The organism is Finegoldia magna, assembly GCF_018371055.1.
GTDB classification, from domain to species: Bacteria; Bacillota; Clostridia; order Tissierellales; family Peptoniphilaceae; genus Finegoldia; species Finegoldia magna_I.
In genome coordinates this window covers 1-4,065 of the sequence record NZ_JAGYZD010000163.1, presented here as the reverse complement: position 1 = coordinate 4,065, position 4,065 = coordinate 1, and the positions used below count along the sequence as shown (strand labels likewise).

The window sequence follows — 4,065 nt, the reverse complement described above, 5'->3', positions numbered from 1 at the left end:
TTCAGGCAACAGGTGAGCGAGCGGTTTCTCCATACTTTCAACCTGATCCACTATAATCTGCTTAAAGTTTCCGCTTGGAACAGAGATTATTTCTCCTAACTGCATCTTCGGAAGTTTATCAATCATTCTCAAGCGAATATCTTTCAATACACTAAAAGTCGCTTTATGAGATACAGATAACGCCGTAGAGTATAAAACAGATTTTAAAATATAAGATAACAGACCTATTCCCATCCATAAAAAATAGACCTTGAAATCTGCAATTCCATTTAATAAATAGACTAAAATACGGCTTGCAGCAATGTATGGAACAATTCCGGCAATAACACCGATACTTGCTATAAATACAGATGTTTTTAACTTTGAATGTTCCTTATATGCAAGCTCCCACAATATTACAGCAGGACTTTTTTCTTTCATAATTTAACACCTCCATAATTGTATCCATTTGCATTTTATTTTAGAAATTCATATATTGTACCATCACAGTGTTTTATAAATTCAAAATCGTGTGTAATAATTATAATGAGTTTTCCTTCTCTCTCCATATCGTGTAGGAAATTAATTAATGTATTCATCTGTGGTTTACATAATCCACTTGTAGGCTCATCTAAGATAATAATAGGTTTATTACTAAGCCTTGCTATAGCAATCAACAATCTTTGCTTCTCTCCTCCCGATAAACTTTGAGGATGTTTTTCAAGCTTTGATAATAATCCCATCTTTTCCAACATTTTTTCATTTAGGCTTTTATCTTCACTTACTGTTGATACTTCCGATAATACACTTTCTGTAAAAAGCTGGGAGCTAGGATCTTGCATTACCATAAAAATTTCTTTATTTTGTTTTGTAACTTTTTTTTGATTAACAAATACATCTCCGTGACCTTTTGTAATACCGGTCAATAATTTAATGAAAGTGCTTTTCCCTATTCCATTTTTTCCAATGATAAAATTTACTCCCTTATTAAAGGAAATACTAAAGTCAAAAATTTTATTCTTTTCATATTTTTTCTTAAAATTATGACATGATAAATCTCCATTGCTAAAATTATTTTTATCATCCAATAAATTCACTTTATAATATTTATTAATTTCTAAATCACTTTTCTCTATTTTATTAAATGTTCTAAGTTCATATCCTTCTGCAATAGCTTTCAAATTATAATCATTTAAATCTTCTTTTTCGTATAAATTTAAAGACCCATTATCAATAATACATAGCTTATCCATTATATTTTTTAAATAAAATAATCTATGTTCCACAACAATTATTATCTTATTTAATTCTTTTAATTTCACTAAGGCTTCTTTTAACCTTTCTATAGATTCATTATCTAATGATGAAGATGGTTCATCTAATAAAATAATATCATTTTCAGAAATTGCACAAGCTGCAAGTGCTATCATTTGCTTTTCTCCACCAGATAAATCAAATATATTTTTGTCTAATAAGTATTCTATATTTAAGAGTTTTGAGTATTTCTTTATTCTATTGATTATCTCTGACTTGTCAGTATTTCTATTTTCTAGCTGAAAGGCTAACTCCTCAGTGGAATTCATACAGTAAAATTGAGATTTTGGATTTTGAAATACATTTGAAATAATACATGATCTTTCAAATATATTTTTACTAAGTAAATCTAGGCTGTTATATTTTATTTCTCCATTAATATTAGCATCAAGGTATTCAGGTATTACTCCATTAATTGCTTTTAATAGTGTGCTTTTTCCACATCCAGAATGTCCTGTAATAACTGTAATTTCACCAGCTTTACATTCAAAATTTAGATTTTTTAAGATATTTTCATCATCAAAAGATAAATCAAGCTTTCTTATTTTAAGCATATTTTCTACCTCTTATATAAAAAAATAAAACTAAAATAGAAACAAAAAAAATTAAATAGTCAGCAAATGTTAACTTTGCTTCTCTAATATTTGATCTATTTTGATTGACAGCAAGACCCTTAGTTAATGAAGCTACTGTCAATTCATCAGCAGAATTTGATAGGGTCATCAATAGTGGGATTATCCTATATTCAATTAATAAAATAGGATTCTTTAAAAATTTCCTAAAACTTATACCCCTCAAATAAATAGCTTGTTTTATTTGTCTATACTCAATTCTTGTTGCATAAAAATATCTAACCATAACCGCAACAGGAATGGCTATCTGATCAGGACACTTCACCTTTTTTAATGAACAAATTGCTTCTCCTACACTAGTCGTTAAAATTATATAATTTCCCATAACCATAGGTGCAAAAACTCTTTTTATTATAATTATAACTATGTGTATAAGTGATATTATTATAGAATCATTTAATTCCCTAATATTAATTTCTATAATATTCAATATTATAAAAAGTATGATTGATTTAATCCCGGATTTTATATGTCCAGATAAAAATAATAAAAAAGTAGGGAGCATACATATTAATACATAATATATAGGATTTAGGCTTTGAATATTTCCAATTGTCATAATAAAAGAAATAACCATCATTAAAAATAATTTTGCTCTAAAATCTATCCTTATCATATCTAATAACCCGCTCCCTAATTCTTACTTACCAATTTTTGAAAAATGTTTTTTCAAAAACACAATTCCTAAGCTACAACCTACAAAAGCACCAATAAATCCTAAAATAGCCATAACTATTAAAATCCAATCAGGCATAACTTTCATCATTGTGTCAATAAATTCTTGCTTATAACCTTGATTTAAAAGCCCTTGTGCATACTCATTTCTTGAGATGATAATCGGAACATAGTTTCCTAAAGTGCAAAGACTTGAAAAAGAAAATGCTAATCTAGATTTTCCTTTACTGTCATAAGAGCCTGATTTTAATATTATTTCTCCAATAAATCCTGCAATTGCTCCTGTTAAAAGTGCCCATGGACCATGACCCATGATGACATAAGCTAAAGATATTAGCATTGTTTGAATAAAAAGCATTCCTGGCTTCTTAATTTTTGTTGAAAAAAGCATGTTACTAGGTCCAACTAAAATTCCCTGTACTAAGGGAACAATTGGCATCAAAACAGGAACCATAGCTGTAAATGAGCCTATTAGCATAAAAATAAACCCAAGTACTGCAAACAAACCAACATTAATTAAATCTCTAACTTCTAATTTTTTATTCATTTCTGAAACCTCCTTAGTTATCTATTTTTTTCTAAATCTAAAATATAATTTAAAATTGTATCTTTTAGATATTTCCTATTCTCATCATATGAATCTCTTGCATTAAGAACTTGCGAGCTTAATATCATTCCATTTATATAATTTACTAAAAAACCATCTTCAAAAATCTTTGAATCAATTCCTAATTTATTAGATATTGAATCTAATTGATTTACTGTTTCTGTTTTCAAATCTTGAAACATCTTTTCTAAATCTTCATTATATTTTTTTGATTGTAATAAAAGAGAATAAACCTTAGTAATATCTGTATCTGGTAGACACTTATCCACTAAAATTTCACTCATCTGTTCATATTTATCTTGACCTATGTGAGCTTCTAAATAATTATCAATTAAATTATTTCTATACTGATTTCCATCAAGCATTAAATCTTTAAGCATTTCAGCTGTGCTTTTATAATGATGATAGACACCACCTGTGCTCATGCCAACTTCTTTAATCACATCTTCCATTGTTGTATTCTGAAATCCTTTATTCAAAAAACATCTCATTGCTGCATCTCGAATTTCTTTTTTTCTAATTTGACCAACTTTTGTTTCCTTATCTTTCAATAAAATACCTCCAATCATTCAATTATTTTCCGAGGATTCCCTCGGTTTTTATTATATCTTAATTGAAAAATATTTTCAATATCAATCAAATTATAAATTTTGCTCTACTCTACCGTATACTTCTTAATTAATTTATTTAAATGCGGTATAATTAATAAAACTGAATAAACGCTTAACGCTTATAACTTTAATAGCAAGCACAGTAAGTGAGTACCCACTTACGAAAAATTGATGAAGCAGAACCTTTATGGACTGCTTCTTTTTTTATCAATTTTACCTTGTTAGGGAGAACCCTAAGACCCCAATA

General features: G+C 27.8%; 4 protein-coding genes and 1 pseudogene. All 5 read right to left on the bottom strand.

The window, feature by feature from the left end; all coding sequences use genetic code 11:
* Positions 1–420: pseudogene (locus tag KHW44_RS07185) on the bottom strand (ABC transporter ATP-binding protein); the annotation flags it as partial.
* A gap of 35 nt (positions 421–455) precedes the next feature.
* On the bottom strand, positions 456–1,847 hold the full coding sequence (locus KHW44_RS07180) for an ATP-binding cassette domain-containing protein (protein ID WP_002836639.1): 1,392 nt from the start codon (positions 1,845–1,847) through the stop codon (positions 456–458).
* Positions 1,840–2,541: an energy-coupling factor transporter transmembrane component T gene (locus KHW44_RS07175; protein ID WP_304067751.1), complete on the bottom strand. Its 702-nt coding sequence runs from the start codon at positions 2,539–2,541 to the stop codon at positions 1,840–1,842. Before KHW44_RS07175 ends, KHW44_RS07180 begins: the two co-directional genes overlap by 8 nt.
* 24 nt (positions 2,542–2,565) lie before the next feature.
* The gene (locus KHW44_RS07170; protein WP_002836642.1) at positions 2,566–3,147 is read right to left on the bottom strand and encodes an MptD family putative ECF transporter S component; all 582 of its coding nucleotides are present in this window, start codon (positions 3,145–3,147) and stop codon (positions 2,566–2,568) included.
* 17 nt (positions 3,148–3,164) lie between these two features.
* Positions 3,165–3,758: a TetR/AcrR family transcriptional regulator gene (locus KHW44_RS07165; RefSeq protein WP_009345225.1), complete on the bottom strand. Its 594-nt coding sequence runs from the start codon at positions 3,756–3,758 to the stop codon at positions 3,165–3,167.
* Positions 3,759–4,065 lie beyond the last annotated feature (307 nt).